Origin of the sequence: Ancylobacter terrae, assembly GCF_045108345.1 — a bacterium.
Taxonomy (GTDB): Bacteria; Pseudomonadota; Alphaproteobacteria; order Rhizobiales; family Xanthobacteraceae; genus Ancylobacter.
The window spans coordinates 1899885-1916464 of record NZ_JBJGXH010000001.1; the positions used below are offsets into that span (position 1 = coordinate 1899885).

Consider the following 16580-nt stretch of genomic DNA (forward strand, 5'->3'; position numbering starts at 1 on the left):
CAGGTTAATGCATCTTCTGATTGTTTCAATATGAAAACAATCTCTATACGCGCACGCTCCAAAGCGAGAGACTGTGCAGCCGAAGAAGACACCTGTCAGGCCCGGGATAACCCGGTTGAACCGCCGGCGATGGGCCTTAAGCGACGCCTGTGCGGCCGGCGGTATGGCGCATCGCCAGATGCCGCGCGAGGCGCGCCTTGATGGCGCCGGCATCGTGGGCGGAGGCCCAGGCCGACAGCACGACCTCGACACGGTCGACGCCCAGCCTGCCGATGCTGGCGGCGGGAGCGGGCGAAGGCTCGACCCGCTCGTCGTTGCGCAGCTCGGCCAGCGCGTCCGCGACCAGCGCCTCGATATCGGTATCGGGCTTCACCTCCAGGCTGACATCGATGCGCCGCGTGCCGTAGGCCGACTGGTTGACGATCGGCGCGCCCCACACCTGCCCGTTGGGGATCAGCACCTGTACATTGTCGCCCGAGGCGAGCTCGGTGGTGAACAGGCTCAGCCCCTTCACCGTGCCGGCGCGCCCGGCTACCTCCACCGCGTCGCCGACCCGGAACGGGCGGAATAGCAGCAGCATGACGCCGGCGGCGAGGTTCGAGAGCGTGCCCTGCAGGGCGAGGCCGATGGCCAGCGAGGTGGCGCCCAGCACGGCGATGATGCTGGTGGTCTGGATGCCGAAGCGCTGCAGCACCGCGACGCCGACCACCACCAGCACCGCATAGCGCGCCAGGCTCGACAGGAAGCCGGCGACGGTGACGTCGACCCGCCCGGTCGCGGCCAGGGCGCGGGCGACCATGCGCTCGACGAGGTTAGCGATCCACCAGCCGATGACCAGCAGCGCGAGCGCGTAGAGCGTGCTCAGCCCGTAGAGGACGAAGATATTGCCGAGTTCGTCGACGTCCATGCCGTTCTCCCTGTCGGTTGCCTGGGGGAGAACCGCTGAGGGCGCCGCGGGTTCATTTTCCCGGCCGGCGCGGCGGGCGCGCCTTTGTCGCAGCGCTGTTGCGGGCCACGCCGAGCGCGGCGCGGGCGATCTCGGCGACCGCCTCGGGATCGTCGATGCGCCGGTCCGGGATCGACCAGAAGCCCATCGACACCGGCTTGCCGCGCCGCTCATGGGTGAAGGGCCGGGCGCCCTCCGCTTCGAGGCGCACCGCGAGACCGGCGTCGGTCTTGAGGTAGATCGTGTCGTCGACGACGACGGCGAACATCAGCCCGTCGGCATAGACGCCGAGACCGCCGAACATGCGCCGCGCCGCCACCGGGCCGAAGGCGAGGAAGATGTCGGCGAGATCGTCCGCATCCATGGGAACGCGGATTTCAGGCCGGGACGCCCGCCGGTTCGGGGCGCGCCGGGGTGATGGCGACCGATTCGCCGCAGCCGCAGGCCGAGGTCTGGTTCGGGTTGTTGAACACGAACTGGGCCGACATCTTGTCCGCCTTGAAGTCCATCTGCGTGCCGAGCAGATAGAGGATCGCCTTGGGGTCGATGAGGATCGTCACGCCCTTGTCGTGGAGAACCTCGTCGAAGCGGCCGGCTTCCTCGGCGAACTCCATGGTGTATTCCATGCCGGCGCAGCCGCCGTTCTTCACGCCGATGCGCAGGCCGGCGACCGGCTTGTCGGCGCGCTCCATGATGGAACGCACGCGGGCGGCGGCGGCATCGGTCAGGGTCATCACGGCAGGGCGGGCACGGGTCGCGGTCATCATCGTCTCCACAATCGGCGCCGGTTCAAGGCCGGCGGATCGGCTCGCCTAAAATGGGGAAGTTCGCGGCGGGGCACAAGCCTGTCGCCACGCATGGCCGTCGCGCGAAGCAGGCGCGCGGTGACGGGGCGCCTCAGTAGTTCTTCCACAGCCCCGGCGTGGCCAGTTCGACCAGGTGGCCGTCGGGATCGCGGAAATAGAGGCTGGTGCCGCCACCCTTCCAGTCGACGCGGCCCTCGATCGCGACGCCCTTCGCGGCGAGATGGTCCAGCCATGCCGCCAGCGAACCGGCCGGAATCGCCAGCGCGAAGTGCAGCGGCCCGTGGCCGTCATGCGGTGGGATGGTGCCGCCGGGCATCGCCACCGGGGCCAGCGTCGCGCCGCGCGTGAACAGCAGCAGCACGCTCGCCGGGCCCGCGTCATAGCCGACGAAGCGGGCATCCGCGACCATGGCCTTCAGGCCGAGCACGCCCTCGTAGAAGGCGCGGGCGCGGCCGAGATCATCGACATAGAGCCCGGTCTCCAGCACGCCGGAGATCGGCGGCGCGGCGTCCCCGGCCGGCGCCATCGCGGCTCACCACAGGTTCAGCGCGAGCCGGGCTTCCTCGGACATGCGGCCCTGGTCCCACGGCGGATCGAAGGTGATGTCGACGCTGACACCGGACACGCCGCCCACCGTCGCCACCGCGCCCTCGACCATGCCGGGAAGCTCGGCGGCGGAGGGGCAGTTCGGCGTGGTCAGCGTCATCTCGACCTTCACCTGCCGGTCATCGGCGATGTCGACCTTGTAGATGAGGCCGAGCTCGTAGATGTCGACCGGGATTTCGGGATCGTAGACGGTCTTCATCGCCGCGATGATGTCGTCGGTCAGCCGTTCCAGCTCCTCGGCCGGAATCGCGGATTCGATGACGGGCAGGTTCGGCGCGTCGGTGGCGGTCTCGCTCATGCGAACAGATCCTGAGCCTTGATGAGGGCGTCGGCCAGGCGGTCGACCTCCTCATGCGTGTTGTAGAGCGCGAACGACGCCCGGCACGTCGCCGTCACACCATATCGGCCAAGCAGCGGCATGGCGCAATGGGTTCCCGCGCGCACGGCGACGCCGGCACGGTCGATGATGGTGGCGACGTCGTGGGGATGGGCGCCCTTGAGGTCGAAGGCGAGAATGGCGCCCTTGCCCGGCGCGTCGCCATAGATGCGCACCGAGTTCAGCCGCGACAGCCGCTCCTTGGCATAGGCGCCGAGCGAGGCCTCGTGCGCGGCGATACGCTCGCGCCCGAGGCTTTCCATATAGGCGAGCGCCTCGCCCAGCCCGATCGCCTGCACGATCGGCGGCGTGCCGGCCTCGAAGCGGTGGGGCGGCTCGCCATAGGTGACGCCCTCTTCCGTCACCGTGCGGATCATCTCGCCGCCGCCCTCGTAAGGCGGCATCTTCGCCAGCAGCTCGCGCTTGCCATAGAGCAGGCCGATGCCGGTGGGGCCGTAGAGCTTGTGGCCGGTGACGCCGTAGAAATCGACGCCGAGGTCCTGGACGTCGACCGGCATGTGCACCGCCGCCTGCGCGCCATCGACCACGACCAGCGCCCCGGCCTCATGGGCGAGGCGGGCGATCTCCTTGATCGGCGTCACCGTGCCGAGCACGTTCGACATGTGGGTGATGGCGACGATCTTCGTGCGCTCGCTGAGGAGGCCCTTGTAGGCCTCCATGTCGAACGACCCGTCCTCCAGCACCGGCACCCATTTGATCACCGCGCCCTTGCGCTCGCGCAGGTAATTCCACGGCACGATGTTGGAGTGGTGCTCCATGATCGAGAGGATGATCTCGTCGCCCTCCCCGATCGACTGGCCGAGCGAGGAGGCGACGAGGTTGATCGCGCCGGTGACGGATCGGGTGAAGATCACCTCGTCCAGCGAGGGCGCGTTGAGGAAGGCGCGGCAGCGCTCGCGCGCTTCCTCATAGGCCTCGGTCATGGCGTTGGCGAGGAAGTGCAGGCCGCGGTGGACGTTGGAATATTCGTTCTCGTAGGCGAAGCGCATGCGGTCGAGCACCTGCACCGGCTTTTGCGCCGAGGCGGCGTTGTCGAGATAGGTCAGCGGCTTGCCGTAGACCTGCTTGGACAGGATCGGGAAATCCTGCCGCACGCGGGCGACGTCGTAGCTGCCGTTCGCGACGGCGGGGTGGATGGTGGTCATCGGTTTCACCCATTCGCGACGACGCCTTTACACGCCGTCATGCCCGGGCTCGTCCCGGGCATCCACGCCTGCCGGCGCGGAGGAAAGACGTGGATGGCCGGATCAGGTCCGGCCATGACGAGATCAGAGCAACCTGCTCACCAGCGCGGACATCCTTCGAGGCTCGCTTCGCTCGCACCTCAGGATGACGTCGCGGTTTGAGCGTCATCGCCCTATAGACACGTAGATCGTCATCCTGAGGTGCCCGGGCAACGCCCGGGCCTCGAAGGATGGTCCAGCGAACGCCCCCTCAGCCCCGCGCCCGCAGCCAGGCTTCCGCCCGCTCGACCAGCGCGTCGCGCAGGCCGTCATGCTCGACGGTCTCGATCGCCTCGCCGACGAAGGCCTGCACCAGCAGGCTCTGCGCCTCGACTTCCGGGATGCCGCGCGCGCGCAGGTAGAACAGCAGGTCGTCGTCGAGCGCGCCGCAGGTGGCGCCGTGGCCGCAGGCGACGTCGTCGGCGAAGATCTCGAGCTCCGGCTTGTTGTCCATCTCGGCGCCCTCGCCGAGGATCAGGGCGCGGCTCATCATGCGGCCGTCGGTCTTCTGGGCGGCCTGCCGCACCACGATCTTGCCCTGGAACACGCCGCGGCTCTCGCCGTCCAGCACATGCTTGAACAGTTCGCGGCTCTCGCAGCCCGGCACGGTGTGGTCGATGAACAGCGTCGTGTCGGCATGCTGGCGGGTGTTGAGCAGCGCCGCGCCATGGATGCCGACCTTCGAGTCCTCGCCGATCAGCGCGCCATAGACCGAGGTGCGCGAGAGGGCGCCGCCGCTCGCCAGCGTGAAGCTCCTCAGCGCGACGTCGCGGCCGATCTCGAACAGCAGCGTGGCGAGGTGAAACGCCGCGTCGCCCTCCTCCTGCAGCCGCACCACATCGAGGCTGGCGCCGTCGCCGACGACGAACTCGGTCGCCGAATTGGTACGATAGGCAGTGGCGGCCGGGCCCTCGAAGCTCTCGGCGTAGGTCAGGCGGGCTCCCTCCCCGACCACCACCAGCGAACGGGCGTGGCTCGCCGCCGCGCCGCCGGCGAAGACGTGCGCGACGTGGATCGGCCGCTCGATCGCGGCGCCGTCCGCGACATGGATCACCACGCCGTCGACGGCGAGCGCGGTGTTGAGCGCCAGCGCGGCATCGTAGCGCGCCGGCACGACGCTGCCGAGCCGGGCGAGCAGCGGGTGGTTCTGCGCCAGCGCCTGCGCCAGCGTCAGCACGGTGAGGCCCGGCTCCTCCGCGAGGTCGGACAGCTCGGGCACCACGACGCCGTTGGCAACGACGATGCGGCGGGCCTCCACCGTATCGAAGGCACGACGGGCGGCCTCGACCTCGGCGCGGGTGGCCGGCACGGCGAGCGGGGCCGGCTCACGCATCAGGTTGCGCAGGTCGGTGTACTTCCACTCCTCGACGCGCCGGTGCGGCAGGCCGTGTTCGGTAAAGGCGCGGGCGGCGTCGGCGCGCAGCGTCGCCAGCCGGCCCTCGCCCGCGGGCAAGGCGTCGAGCGCGGCGTTGAGCGCCTGCTCGGCCGGGGTGCGGATCGGTCGGATCTCGGCGTTCATGGCTGCCCCCTCACGCCGCGTCCTGCTGGTACTCGGCATAGCCGTTGGCTTCCAGCTCCAGCGCCAGTTCCTTGCCGCCGGAGCGGACGATGCGGCCCTTGTGCATGACGTGCACAAAGTCCGGCACGATGTAGTTCAAAAGGCGCTGGTAGTGGGTGATGACGATCATCGCCCGGTCCGGCGAACGCAGCCGGTTGACGCCGTCCGACACCACCTTGAGCGCGTCGATGTCGAGGCCGGAGTCGGTCTCGTCGAGGATGCAGAGCTTGGGCTCCAGCACCGCCATCTGCAGGATCTCCGCGCGCTTCTTCTCGCCGCCGGAGAAGCCGACATTGACGCCGCGCTTCAGCATGTCGGAGGAAATGCCGAGCGCGCCGGCCTTCTCGCGCACCAGGCGCAGGAAGTCGGGGGTGGAGATCTCCTCCTCGCCGCGCTTCTTGCGCTGGGCGTTCAGCGCGGTGCGGAGAAAGGTCATGGTGGCGACGCCGGGCACCTCGATCGGGTACTGGAAGGCAAGGAACACGCCCTTCGCGGCGCGCTCGTCGATCTCCATCTCCAAGAGGTCCTCGCCGTCGAGGCTCACCGAACCCTCGGTGACCTCGTAATCCTCCTTGCCGGCGAGGATGTAGGACAGCGTCGACTTGCCCGAGCCGTTCGGTCCCATGATGGCGTGCACCTCGCCCGGGTTCACCTTCAGCGAGAGACCCTTGAGGATTTCCTTGCCGTCGTCGCCGTCGATCTTGGCGTGCAGGTTGTCGATGTCGAGCAGAGCCATGTCAGTCGTCCAGATGTCCGTTGATGATGAACCGGCGCGCTAGATAGACCATGATGTCCGCGTTCAGCCCGTTCGCCAGATCAAAGATGATTTTGAGGTCGTTTGCGACCGTCTCGTCGATGGACGGCCACCGTTGGAGGTCGAAAAGCTCAGGCGTATAGCAGGAGATGGAAATCGACGACCCATCTTCTCGCTCGCCCCTGATCTCGTTCTCTTCTAGCGTGAAGGCGACCTTACGGTCGTTCTCCGCAGCGAACGCGATCAGATAGTTGCAGAGCGACTCTGCAACGGCCGAACCCAGCTCCTTGTCGAAATTCTCCGCGTAACCCTCCGGTGCGTCGACGAGGTTTCCTTCCTCTTCGCCGAAGAGCCGCACGCGAGCGACAAAGGGTGGATCGAAATCGCCACCGCTCTCGGTATCGTCCACACTCATCCCACCGAGCCTTCAAGGCTCACCGAGATCAGCTTCTGCGCCTCGACCGCGAACTCCATCGGCAGCTGCTGCAGCACGTCCTTGACGAAGCCGTTGACGATCAGCGCCGTCGCCTCCTCGGGGTCGAGCCCGCGCTGGCGGCAGTAGAACAGCTGGTCCTCGGAGATCTTCGAGGTGGTCGCCTCGTGCTCGAACTGCGCGCTCGAGTTCTTCGACTCGATATAGGGCACGGTATGCGCCCCGCATTTGTCGCCGATGAGCAAGGAATCGCAGTTGGTGAAGTTGCGCGCGCCCGTAGCCTTGCGGTGGGCCGAGACGAGGCCGCGATAGGTGTTGTCCGAGTAGCCGGCGGCGATGCCCTTGGAGATGATCCGGCTGGTGGTGTTCTTCCCCAGGTGGATCATCTTGGTGCCGCTGTCGACCTGCTGGCGGCCGTTGGAAATCGCGATCGAGTAGAACTCGCCGCGCGAGCCGTCGCCGCGCAGGATGCAGCTCGGGTATTTCCAGGTGATCGCCGAGCCGGTCTCGACCTGCGTCCACGAGATCTTCGAGCGGGCGCCGCGACAGTCGCCGCGCTTGGTCACGAAGTTGAAGATGCCGCCCTTGCCCTCGCTGTCGCCGGGGTACCAGTTCTGCACCGTCGAGTACTTGATCTCGGCGTCGTCCAGCGCCACCAGCTCGACCACGGCGGCGTGCAGCTGGTTCTCGTCACGCTGCGGTGCGGTGCAGCCTTCGAGATAGCTCACATAGGCGCCTTCATCGGCGATGATCAGCGTGCGCTCGAACTGGCCGGTGTTGCGCTCGTTGATGCGGAAATAGGTGGAGAGCTCCATCGGGCAGCGCACGCCCTTCGGCACATAGACGAAGGAGCCGTCCGAGAAGACCGCCGAATTCAGCGTCGCGAAGAAATTGTCGGTCACCGGCACGACCGAGCCGAGATATTTGCGCACCAGCTCGGGATGCTCGCGGATGGCTTCCGAGATCGGCATGAAGATCACACCGGCCTTGGCGAGCTCCTCCTTGAAGGTGGTCGCCACCGAGACGCTGTCGAACACCGCGTCGACCGCCACCTTCGGCGCGCCGCTCTCGATGCCGAGCAGCGCGTCGCGCTCGCGAAGCGGAATGCCGAGCTTCTCGTAGGTCTTCAGGATCTCGGGATCGATCTCGTCGATCGACACCGACGCCTTCTGCTTCGGCGCGGAATAATAATAGAGGTCCTGATAGGGGATCGGCGGGTAGGAGACGCGCGCCCAGTCCGGCTCGCGCATGGTCTGCCAGCGGCGGAACGCCTCGAGGCGCCATTCCAGCATCCATTCCGGCTCGTTCTTCTTGGCCGAGATGAAGCGGACGGTGTCCTCGTCGAGGCCCTTGGGCGCCTTTTCCGACTCGATATCGGTGGTGAACCCGTACTTGTACTGATCGACGTCGATGGACCGGACCTGATCCACTGTCTCCTGTACCGCAGGCATCGTCTCGTCTCCTCTCCCACGCGGGGTCAAGGCCCGCGGGTCAGGTATCCTCACTCAAGCTCACGTCGCGGCGGAGGCCCGTCGCGGCGCGTCGTTCAGGCGGCGCGGGCGCGCCGCAGCAGTCCCGGCAGCACGCGGCGGAACACCGCCAGCGCGTGCTCAATATCCTCTTCCGTGCTCGACCAGCCGAGCGACATGCGCGCGGCCGAGCGGGCGATGCGTTCCGGCACGCCCATCGCCGCCAGAACATGCGAGGGCGCCACCTTGCCGGAGGAGCAGGCCGCGCCGGCGCTCACCGAGAGGCCGGCGAGATCCAGCGCGATCACCAGCGTTTCCGCCGGAACGCCCTTCAGCGCGAGGCACGAGGTGTTCGGCAGGCGCTCGACATCGCCGACGAGCAGCACCAGCTCCGGAAACTCGCACCTTAGAGCGCCTTCAAGCCGGTCGCGCAAGGCGCCGATACGTAGAACTTCGGATTCGACATGGTTTTTCGCAACCCGCGCGGCCGCCCCGAAGGCGGCGATGCCGGGCACGTTCTCACTGCCGGCGCGGCGGCCGCGCTCCTGCCCGCCCCCGCCCAGCAGCGCGTGGGGAAAGAGATCGGGATCGGCCATGATCAGGGCCCCGGAGCCCGGCGCGCCGCCGAGCTTGTGGGCGGAGACCGAGATCATGTCGATGCCCAGCGCGGTGATGTCGATGGGGATGCGCCCCGCCGCCTGCACCGCGTCGGAATGCACCAGGGCGCCCTGCGCATGGGCGCGCCGCGCCGCCTCGGCCAGCGGCTGGATCACCCCGGTCTCGTTGTTGGCGAGCATCAGCGAGACCAGCGCGCGCCGCCCCTCGCCGGCATGGCGGGCGAGCGCCTCGTCCAGCCGGGCGAGATCGAGGCGCCCGCGCGCATCGACGGGGAGCACCTCGACCCGGTCGGCCGGGAAGCGGTGGCCGCGCAGCACGGCGGCGTGCTCCACGGCCGAGGTCAGCAGCACGTCGCAGTGGATCGGCTCGCCGCCACGGGTGAAATCGGGCACCAGCGCCAGCGCGTCGGCCTCGGTGCCGCAGGAGGTGAACACCACGCCGCGCGGATCGGCGCCGACCAGGGCGGCGACATCCTTGCGCGCCTCCTCGACCGTGCGGCGCGAACGGCGCCCGTCGCTGTGGACCGCCGACGCATTGCCCGCCTCCGCCAGCGCGGCCACGAGCGCCGCGCGCGCCTCCGGCCGGATCGGCGCGGTGGCGTTGTGGTCGAAATAGGAGCGGTGGTCGGGGCGGTCGTTCATGTCGCGGTCGGTTCATCTCGCTGGGCGTCCGCCCGGATGGCGGCACGCCCTCTAGATAGGCATCTTTGCGTCACTTGCCGAGATGGGCGGATCGTTTTGCCGATCCCTCCCGGCAACGCGCGGGCGCCCGGAAGCCCCGCCCCCTTGCATACTTGCAAAACGGGGCCATCTCCGTCATAGGTTCACGTCCACCAGCCTCGGCAGAGATGGAAGCGCAGTTGCGCGCAAGTCTTCTGCAATCTGACGTAGAATATTAGAATTATTCTAAACAGATTAACGGGCTTCCCGCGACCCGTCAAGGCTGGTCAGGACGCGCGTCGCCGCCGGCAGCCCGAGAGGGCGGCTACGGCGGACCGGCACCGAGGTCCCGTTTTCGAGGTCACAGCTTTCATGCCCGAGGTCATCTTCACCGGCGAGAAGGGGCGGCTGGAAGGCCGCTACCAGCCGGCCAAGACGCGCAATGCGCCGATCGCCATCATCCTGCACCCGCACCCCCAGTTCGGCGGCACGATGAACAACCCGGTCGTCTACAATCTCTACTACCAGTTCGTGAACCGGGGCTTCTCGACGCTGCGCTTCAATTTCCGCGGTGTCGGCCGCTCGCAGGGCTCGTTCGACCACGGCCAGGGCGAGCTGGCGGACGCCGCCGCCGCGCTCGACTGGGCGCAGTCGATCAACCCGGACGCGCGCGCCTGCTGGATCGCCGGCTTCTCGTTCGGCGCCTGGATCGGCATGCAGCTCTTGATGCGCCGGCCGGAGGTCGAGGGCTTCATCTCGATCGCCGCCCCGGCCAATCTCTACGACTTCTCGTTCCTGGCCCCCTGCCCGTCCTCGGGCCTGTTCGTTCATGGCGACAAGGACGCGGTGGTGCCGTTCTCGGCGGTCACCGGCCTCGTCGAGAAGCTGAAGACCCAGCGCGGCATCGTCATCGAGCAGCAGACGGTGGCGGGCGCCAACCATTTCTTCGACGGGCGCACCGACGAGCTGATGGAAGTGGTGAGCGGCTATCTCGACCGCCGCCTGCCGGGCACCCGCAAGAAGGACAGCGCCGCCTGAGACGCCTGTCCTCGCGGCCTTGAATGCCGAACGGGCGCGGAGAGGTCTCCGCGCCCGTTTGCGTTTCAGGGGGCCGCGTGACGCGGCGGTCTCAGTTGAGCACGAGGCGGGCCGGGCGGCCGACGGTGATCGTGTCGCCGCGGCGGAAGATCTCGACCTGCTTGCCGAGCCCGCCCTCGGGTCCGGGCACCGAGACGGTGAGGCTCTGCTCGGGCTGCAGCGTGGCGGCCACCTGCAGCGGCGCGCCGCCGCCCACGCTCAGCGTCGCGACGACGTGGAAGCCCTCGGCCTCCGGCGTGTAGTAGGCGATGCCGTTGACATAGCCGAGGTCGATCGACTCCGCCTGCATCGGGGTGAGGTTCTGGGAGGGGCGGCTGCGGTCGAGCGCGCCGGCGGGCGCCAGCGCGGCACCGCCGATGAGGGTGGCGACGACGGCCGCCGGGATGATCACGCGGAAGGGAATGCGCATGCGAATGCTCCTTTGATCTGTCCAGGCCGAGTGAAGGGGTGCCGCCTGGCGAGCCGGCATGTCCGGGAGCCCTCAAGGTAGGGATTCCATGCTGCAACGCATCATCCAATTCTGCATCGCACCATTGCATTTAAGGTATGCTGACGAGATGTCGCATGTATTTCAGATAATCTGAACATCGCATTCAGTTTTCGTGACGCTTCGGAAATCCTTGCCGTGCAGTCTCGCCGGCACATCCCCTTCCTGTAGGATCGGCCGGCCCCGCCCCCATTCCGGAAGCCCATGTTCGCGCGTCTCGTCCGATATCCCGTCCTCCTCATCGCCGCGATCGCCGCCGCGATCTTCATCCTCTATGAGGTCTGCGTCCTCTTCTTCGCCTATACGGGCGACGCCTATGTGCTGAGCGACGTGGTGGTGCTCTCCGCGCAGATCGAGGGGCCGATCTCCTCCCTTCCCGTTCACGACAACGAGGCGGTGAGCGAAGGGCAGACGCTGTTCGAGATCGACCGCACGCCGTTCGAGCTGGCGGTGAAGGGCAGCGAGGCCTCGCTGGAGCAGGCGCAGGCCAACCTCGCCCTCGCGCAGGACGAACTCACCGCCGGCAAGGCCGGCGTCGCCTCGGCGGAGGCGGTGGCGACCAATGCGCAGGCCGCCTTCGCCCGCGCCCAGCAGCTCGCCAAGGACGGCTTCGCCTCCACCGCCAATCTCGACATCGCCCGCCGCGACATCGACACCGCCGCGGCGGCGATCCAGATCGCGCAGGCGCAGCTCGCCGTCTCCGCCCAGCGCATCGCGGTGGCGACCGCGGCGATCGACGTGGCCGAATCGCGCCTCGCCAAGGACCGCTATTTCCTCTCCAAGACCGTCGTCACCGCCGAATATGCCGGGCGCGTCGCCCCCTTCACCGTCCGGCTCGGCGATTATCTGGAGACCGGCACGCCGGTGATGGCGCTGGTCACCGGCAACCGCCGGCGCATCGTCGCCAATCTCAACGAGCGCCATCTCGCCCGTGTCCGCCCGGGCCAGCGCGTGTGGCTCACGCTCGGCTCCGATCCGTGGCGCATCCACACGGGCCACGTCACCGGCATCTCCCCGGGCATTGCCCGCACCGATTCGAACCAGCCCGTGCTGCCCTATGTCCAGCCGACCACGGACTGGGTGCGCCTGCCCCGCCGCTTCCCGGTGGAGATCGCCCTCGACGCGTGGCCCACGGCGCTGCCGCTGTTCGTGGGCGCCGATGCCCGCGTCGTGATCTGGTTCTGAGCCGGTGAACGAGATCGACCGCCACGCCCTCGCCACCACCGCCGGCGTGCTCGGCGCGGTGGTCGGGGCGTTCTACATGCACCTCGACAACCCCTACTGGGCGGCGCTCTCCGCGCTGATCATCGCCAATGTCGACCGCACCGCCCTGTTCACCAAGGGCCTGCTGCGCATCGCCGGCACCGGGGCGGGCATCGTCGGGGGCTACTATGTCGCGCTGGCGCTCGAGGGCATCCCGATCGCGCAGTTCGCCGCGCTGACGCTCGCCGCCGGCTTCGGCACCTATCTGCGCCAGCGCACCGTCTTCGCTTATGCCTGGTTCTACGGCGCGCTCAGCTTCATGCTGCTGATCGCCTGCTCGATGACGACGCCGGAGCAGCTCTACACCTTTGCGCATTACCGCTGCTACGAGATCGTGCTCGGCGTCGGAGCCGCCACGCTCGCCAACTGGGCGCTCGGCCCGCGCGCCGGCGAACTGCCCACCGGCCTCGCCCGCGCGCCCATCGTCCTGCCGGTGGAGGATGCGATCCGCGAATCCATCGCCGCGGCGGTCGGCACCGGCATCATCGCGCTGGCCTGGACGCTGTTCGAGCTGCCCTCCTTCACGCAGGTCATCATCTCCAGCCTCGTCATCATCGACCGCGACCTCGCCACCACCTCCGAGCGCGCGCGGCAGCGCATCCTCGGCTGCGTGATCGGCGGCGCGGCGGCGCTGGCGGTGATCGGCATCAACGCCGACAATTTCGTCTGGTGGTTCGCCAGCCTCGCCACCGGCACCTTCCTCAGCGCCCGGGTGCACCTGTCGAAGGTCAGCTATGCCTATGTCGGCACGCAATCGGCCATCGCGCTGCTGGTGACGCTGGTCGAGACCGGCCCGCCGACCGGCATCGAGGCGCCGTTCAACCGGCTGGTCGGCATCATGATCGGCGTCGCCATCATGGAGCTGACGATCTGGATGCTCGCCCCACGCCAGCAGCGCGAGGCGGCGGCGTGAGGGTTCATTGACAGAGCGGGCACGGCCGCCGAGCCTGATCTCTTGCGGATGTGGCCGGAGAGACCTGCCTTGCAGCTGATCGCACCCCAGGAGAGCCTCCCCGAGCCCGGAACTGTCGCGAATCCGGCGACGCTCTTCGACGGCGAGCATCTATACCTGTGCTACGCCGCCTCCCCTCGATCGGGCGCCGGCAACGTCGTGCTCCGCTTCACCGAGATCATCGATTTCAGGATCGCACCACTGACCGCCGAGGGGTTGGCCTCATGCCGATACCCGATCCGCCCCTGGGCATTCACTGAAGTGATCGGCAGCGAGGAAGCCGCGCAATGGAGCGTGCTGAAACCGCGCTTCTGGCTCATTTCCTTCAACGATGTCACGCTTGAGCTGCTTTTCGGGAGCGTATCGCTCGTTGCCCATGATCCTCGGCCCAAATCGGTTGCGACCACGCTGATGGACGTGCTTCGCGACTGTGATGTCGAACGGCTCGCGCCGGGTTAAGGGCGGCAGCGCGTCCCGGCCCCGCGGAGCCGCAGGCGAAGCGCAGAGCCGGGACCCAGGGGAGACTCCGCCGCAGGCGCTTCAGAAAACGCCGGCTTCGGCGACTTCTCTCCTGGGCCCCGGATCGGCGCTGCACATTCGTGCAGCTTGTCCGGGGAACGGCGAGGCCACTACAGCCCAACTTCGACGTCATGCGTCCTTCGAGGCCCGAGCCGTTGCTCGGGCACCTCAGGATGACGACGGGGCCGCACAACATTTGCCCGGAAGTAAGCGACGCCCGTTATGCCGAGGTGCCCCGCGCAGCGGGGCCTCGAAGCCCGCACTCTGGCGCCGGCTCCGCCCTACCCCACCACCCCGCCCGGCATCGGCGCGGGCACGCCGGTGGTGGTCGGGAAGCTCAGCGGCAGGCCGCGCAGCGCGCGCACGGCGAGGAAGGCGAAGGCCTGCGCCTCCATGGCGTCGGTCGACCAGCCGACGGCGTCGGCGGTGAGCGCCTCGACGCCGAGGCGCTCCGACAGCATGGCGAGCAGCGTCGGGTTATGGGCGCCGCCCCCGGCCGCGACGAGGGTGCGCGGGCGGGCGGGCAGCAGCGACACCACGGCGGCGACGCTGGCGGCGGTGAGCGCGGTGAGCGTCGCGGCGCCGTCCTCCGTGCTCATGGCGCCGAGGCCCGCCCGTTCCGCGACCCAGTGGCGGAAATCGTTGCGGTCGAGTGATTTGGGCGGCGGCAGGCGGAAGAACGGGTGCGCCATCAGCCGGGCGAGCGCGGCCTCGTCGACCCGCCCCCGCGCGGCGATCGCGCCGCCGGCGTCATAGGGCGCGCCGGTGCGCTCCTTGACGAAATCGTCGATGAGAGCGTTGGCCGGCCCGGTGTCACAGGCGATCGGGTCCGCTTCGCCGTCGATATAGGTGATGTTGGCGACGCCGCCGAGATTGAGCACCAGCAGCGGCTGCGGCCGATCGAGCGTCCGCGCCAGCGCGCGGTGATAGACCGGCACGAAGGGCGCCCCCTGCCCGCCCGCGGCGACGTCCGCAGCGCGGAAGTCATACACGAGCGTCGCGTCCCGCCCGGCCGGCGCCCCGGCACGCAGGGCGGCGGCGAGCGCGGGACCGTCGCCGAGCTGGAGGGTGAGGCGGATCTCGGGGCGGTGCAGCACGGTCTGGCCGTGGAAGCCGACGATGTCGACGCGCGCATCCCCGGGCAGGCCGGCGATGAAGCGCGCCAGCGCCTCGCAGTGGCGGGCGGTGATCAGCGCCTCGGCCTCGACGAGCGCGGGCGGGCGGGCCGCGCGGTCGGTCAGCCCCTCGGCCGCCGCCAGCGCGGCGAAGAGAACCTCCCGATCGGTATCCGAATAGGCATAGGTCGCGGAGGGGCCGAAGGCGGCGACGCTCTCGCCGTCGGTCTCGATCAGCGCGACGTCGATGCCGTCGAGCGAGGTGCCGCTCATCAGACCGATCGCACTCATCGTCCTCATCGTCCACCTCACTGCACTGACTGCACCGGCGTGCGTTCGCGCTCCGAAGCTGTTACTAGACCCCCGCCATAAACACCGCGTTTACGTCCGCAGGCCCCGCCATGACCCGTTTCCGATCCGATTTCCTCCACACGCTGCACGAGCGCGGCTTCATCCACCAGGTTTCCGACGAAACCGGGCTGGACGACCTCCTGCGGACCGAAACCGTCACCGCCTATATCGGGTTCGACCCCACCGCGCCGAGCCTGCACGCGGGCGGGCTCATCCAGATCATGTTGTTGCACTGGCTGCAGAAAACCGGCCACCGCCCGATCTCGCTGATGGGCGGGGGCACCGGCATGGTGGGCGATCCCTCCTTCAAGGAGGAGGCCCGCAAGCTGATGACGGTGGAGACGATCGAGGACAACATCGCCTCGATCAAGCGCGTGTTCTCCAGCTATCTCGCCTATGGCGAGGGCCAGAAGGACGCGCTGATGATCAACAACGCCGAGTGGCTGCGCGGGCTCAACTATCTGGAATTCCTCAGGGATGTCGGCCGGCACTTCTCGGTGAACCGCATGCTGGCCTTCGACAGCGTGAAGACGCGGCTGGAGCGCGAGCAGTCGCTGTCGTTTCTCGAATTCAACTACATGATCCTGCAGGCCTACGACTTCGTCGAGCTGGCCCAGCGCTACGACTGTCGGCTGCAGATGGGCGGCTCCGACCAATGGGGCAACATCGTCAACGGCATCGATCTCGGCCACCGCATGGGCACCAAGCAGCTCTACGCGCTGACCTCGCCGCTGCTCACCACCGCCTCCGGCGCCAAGATGGGCAAGTCGGTGAACGGCGCGGTATGGCTCAACGCCGACCTGCTAAGCCCTTATGAATTCTGGCAATACTGGCGCAACACCGAGGACGCGGACGTCGCCCGCTTCCTCAAGCTCTACACCACCCTGCCGATGGACGAGGTCGCCCGGCTCGCCGCGCTGGCGGGTTCCGAGATCAACGAGGTGAAGAAGATCCTCGCCACCGAGATCACCGCCATGCTGCACGGCCGCGCGGCGGCGGAGGCGGCGGCGGAGACGGCGCGCAAGACCTTCGAGGAAGGCGGCATTTCCGCCGACCTGCCGACGGTGCCGATGAACCAAGAAGTACATTCGGCTTTCTTGACCGAGCCTGGCGGCCTCGGCATTCTTACGGCTTTCCAATACGTTGGATTGGTTAGCTCAGCGAGTGAGGCACGTCGGCAAATCAAGGCCGGCGGCCTCCGGGTCAATGACAAGGTGGTGACTGATGAGGCGGCACGCCTCACGCCTGCGGACCTCACCCCGGAAGGGGTGATCAAGCTCTCCTTCGGCAAGAAGAAGCACGTGCTGCTGCGTCCGGCCTGACGGG

Annotated in this window: 18 protein-coding genes; 5 read left to right on the top strand and 13 right to left on the bottom strand. The window is 68.2% G+C overall.

Going from position 1 to position 16580, the window contains the following annotated elements; all coding sequences use genetic code 11:
• Positions 1–136: 136 nt before the first annotated feature.
• The 11 genes from ACEUEL_RS09050 to ACEUEL_RS09100 form a co-directional block, all read right to left on the bottom strand.
• Positions 137–907, bottom strand: a complete 771-nt coding sequence (locus tag ACEUEL_RS09050) for a mechanosensitive ion channel family protein (RefSeq protein WP_405704105.1) — start codon at positions 905–907, stop codon at positions 137–139.
• A 52-nt stretch (positions 908–959) separates the two neighbouring features.
• Complete coding sequence (locus ACEUEL_RS09055; protein WP_405704107.1) at positions 960–1310, bottom strand: TfoX/Sxy family protein; 351 nt, start codon at positions 1308–1310, stop codon at positions 960–962.
• Positions 1311–1323: 13 nt separating this feature from the next.
• A complete protein-coding gene (locus ACEUEL_RS09060; RefSeq protein ID WP_405704108.1) occupies positions 1324–1710 on the bottom strand; it encodes a HesB/IscA family protein in 387 nt (128 codons plus the stop codon).
• Between the two features lie 133 nt (positions 1711–1843).
• Positions 1844–2278 (bottom strand): VOC family protein, encoded by a 435-nt coding sequence (locus ACEUEL_RS09065; RefSeq protein ID WP_405704110.1) that lies wholly within the window; start codon positions 2276–2278, stop codon positions 1844–1846.
• A 6-nt stretch (positions 2279–2284) separates the two neighbouring features.
• The gene (locus ACEUEL_RS09070) at positions 2285–2656 is read right to left on the bottom strand and encodes an SUF system Fe-S cluster assembly protein (protein ID WP_405704112.1); all 372 of its coding nucleotides are present in this window, start codon (positions 2654–2656) and stop codon (positions 2285–2287) included.
• On the bottom strand, positions 2653–3900 hold the full coding sequence (locus tag ACEUEL_RS09075; RefSeq protein ID WP_405704114.1) for an aminotransferase class V-fold PLP-dependent enzyme: 1248 nt from the start codon (positions 3898–3900) through the stop codon (positions 2653–2655). The genes ACEUEL_RS09070 and ACEUEL_RS09075 overlap by 4 nt, the downstream gene beginning before the upstream one ends.
• Before the next feature lie 289 nt (positions 3901–4189).
• Positions 4190–5497 (bottom strand): Fe-S cluster assembly protein SufD, encoded by a 1308-nt coding sequence (sufD, locus tag ACEUEL_RS09080; protein WP_405704115.1) that lies wholly within the window; start codon positions 5495–5497, stop codon positions 4190–4192.
• Positions 5498–5507: 10 nt separating this feature from the next.
• Complete coding sequence (gene sufC / locus ACEUEL_RS09085) at positions 5508–6272, bottom strand: Fe-S cluster assembly ATPase SufC (protein ID WP_405704117.1); 765 nt, start codon at positions 6270–6272, stop codon at positions 5508–5510.
• A gap of 1 nt (position 6273) precedes the next feature.
• A complete protein-coding gene (locus tag ACEUEL_RS09090) occupies positions 6274–6699 on the bottom strand; it encodes a hypothetical protein (protein WP_405704118.1) in 426 nt (141 codons plus the stop codon).
• Between the two features lie 2 nt (positions 6700–6701).
• Entirely contained in the window at positions 6702–8174 is a 1473-nt protein-coding gene (sufB, locus tag ACEUEL_RS09095; RefSeq protein ID WP_405704120.1) for a Fe-S cluster assembly protein SufB, read from the bottom strand.
• A 95-nt stretch (positions 8175–8269) separates the two neighbouring features.
• Positions 8270–9451: a cysteine desulfurase family protein gene (locus ACEUEL_RS09100; RefSeq protein ID WP_405704121.1), complete on the bottom strand. Its 1182-nt coding sequence runs from the start codon at positions 9449–9451 to the stop codon at positions 8270–8272.
• Between the two features lie 390 nt (positions 9452–9841).
• On the opposite strand from ACEUEL_RS09100, the gene ACEUEL_RS09105 reads away from it, so the two are divergent.
• Complete coding sequence (locus ACEUEL_RS09105; protein ID WP_405704123.1) at positions 9842–10507, top strand: alpha/beta hydrolase; 666 nt, start codon at positions 9842–9844, stop codon at positions 10505–10507.
• A gap of 91 nt (positions 10508–10598) precedes the next feature.
• On the opposite strand, the gene ACEUEL_RS09110 is transcribed toward ACEUEL_RS09105, so the two are convergent.
• The gene (locus ACEUEL_RS09110; RefSeq protein ID WP_405704125.1) at positions 10599–10976 is read right to left on the bottom strand and encodes a hypothetical protein; all 378 of its coding nucleotides are present in this window, start codon (positions 10974–10976) and stop codon (positions 10599–10601) included.
• Between the two features lie 282 nt (positions 10977–11258).
• Between ACEUEL_RS09110 and ACEUEL_RS09115 the strand changes: the two genes are divergently transcribed.
• The 3 genes from ACEUEL_RS09115 to ACEUEL_RS09125 all read left to right on the top strand — a co-directional run bounded on the left by ACEUEL_RS09115 (position 11259) and on the right by ACEUEL_RS09125 (position 13728).
• Entirely contained in the window at positions 11259–12239 is a 981-nt protein-coding gene (locus ACEUEL_RS09115; RefSeq protein ID WP_405704127.1) for an HlyD family secretion protein, read from the top strand.
• Between the two features lie 4 nt (positions 12240–12243).
• Positions 12244–13230, top strand: coding sequence for an FUSC family protein (locus ACEUEL_RS09120; protein ID WP_405704128.1), 987 nt, complete (start codon positions 12244–12246; stop codon positions 13228–13230).
• 69 nt (positions 13231–13299) lie between these two features.
• Entirely contained in the window at positions 13300–13728 is a 429-nt protein-coding gene (locus tag ACEUEL_RS09125; protein ID WP_405704130.1) for a hypothetical protein, read from the top strand.
• 341 nt (positions 13729–14069) lie between these two features.
• Here ACEUEL_RS09125 and ACEUEL_RS09130 read toward each other — a convergent pair whose 3' ends face one another.
• On the bottom strand, positions 14070–15194 hold the full coding sequence (locus tag ACEUEL_RS09130; protein WP_405704132.1) for an anhydro-N-acetylmuramic acid kinase: 1125 nt from the start codon (positions 15192–15194) through the stop codon (positions 14070–14072).
• Positions 15195–15304: 110 nt separating this feature from the next.
• Between ACEUEL_RS09130 and tyrS the strand changes: the two genes are divergently transcribed.
• Positions 15305–16576: a tyrosine--tRNA ligase gene (gene tyrS, locus ACEUEL_RS09135; protein ID WP_405704134.1), complete on the top strand. Its 1272-nt coding sequence runs from the start codon at positions 15305–15307 to the stop codon at positions 16574–16576.
• The last annotated feature ends 4 nt before the right edge of the window (positions 16577–16580 follow it).

Excerpts from the sequence above, each read along its gene's own strand:
- sufD (WP_405704115.1), bottom strand. The coding sequence starts at position 5,497 with ATGAACGCCGAGATCCGACCGATCCGCACCCCGGCCGAGCAGGCGCTC.
- ACEUEL_RS09070 (WP_405704112.1), bottom strand. The coding sequence starts at position 2,656 with ATGAGCGAGACCGCCACCGACGCGCCGAACCTGCCCGTCATCGAATCC.
- ACEUEL_RS09075 (WP_405704114.1), bottom strand. The coding sequence starts at position 3,900 with ATGACCACCATCCACCCCGCCGTCGCGAACGGCAGCTACGACGTCGCC.
- ACEUEL_RS09100 (WP_405704121.1), bottom strand. The coding sequence starts at position 9,451 with ATGAACGACCGCCCCGACCACCGCTCCTATTTCGACCACAACGCCACC.
- tyrS (WP_405704134.1), top strand. The coding sequence starts at position 15,305 with ATGACCCGTTTCCGATCCGATTTCCTCCACACGCTGCACGAGCGCGGC.
- sufC (WP_405704117.1), bottom strand. The coding sequence starts at position 6,272 with ATGGCTCTGCTCGACATCGACAACCTGCACGCCAAGATCGACGGCGAC.
- ACEUEL_RS09130 (WP_405704132.1), bottom strand. The coding sequence starts at position 15,194 with ATGAGTGCGATCGGTCTGATGAGCGGCACCTCGCTCGACGGCATCGAC.
- sufB (WP_405704120.1), bottom strand. The coding sequence starts at position 8,174 with ATGCCTGCGGTACAGGAGACAGTGGATCAGGTCCGGTCCATCGACGTC.
- ACEUEL_RS09105 (WP_405704123.1), top strand. The coding sequence starts at position 9,842 with ATGCCCGAGGTCATCTTCACCGGCGAGAAGGGGCGGCTGGAAGGCCGC.
- ACEUEL_RS09065 (WP_405704110.1), bottom strand. The coding sequence starts at position 2,278 with ATGGCGCCGGCCGGGGACGCCGCGCCGCCGATCTCCGGCGTGCTGGAG.
- ACEUEL_RS09055 (WP_405704107.1), bottom strand. The coding sequence starts at position 1,310 with ATGGATGCGGACGATCTCGCCGACATCTTCCTCGCCTTCGGCCCGGTG.
- ACEUEL_RS09050 (WP_405704105.1), bottom strand. The coding sequence starts at position 907 with ATGGACGTCGACGAACTCGGCAATATCTTCGTCCTCTACGGGCTGAGC.
- ACEUEL_RS09115 (WP_405704127.1), top strand. The coding sequence starts at position 11,259 with ATGTTCGCGCGTCTCGTCCGATATCCCGTCCTCCTCATCGCCGCGATC.
- ACEUEL_RS09060 (WP_405704108.1), bottom strand. The coding sequence starts at position 1,710 with ATGACCGCGACCCGTGCCCGCCCTGCCGTGATGACCCTGACCGATGCC.
- ACEUEL_RS09110 (WP_405704125.1), bottom strand. The coding sequence starts at position 10,976 with ATGCGCATTCCCTTCCGCGTGATCATCCCGGCGGCCGTCGTCGCCACC.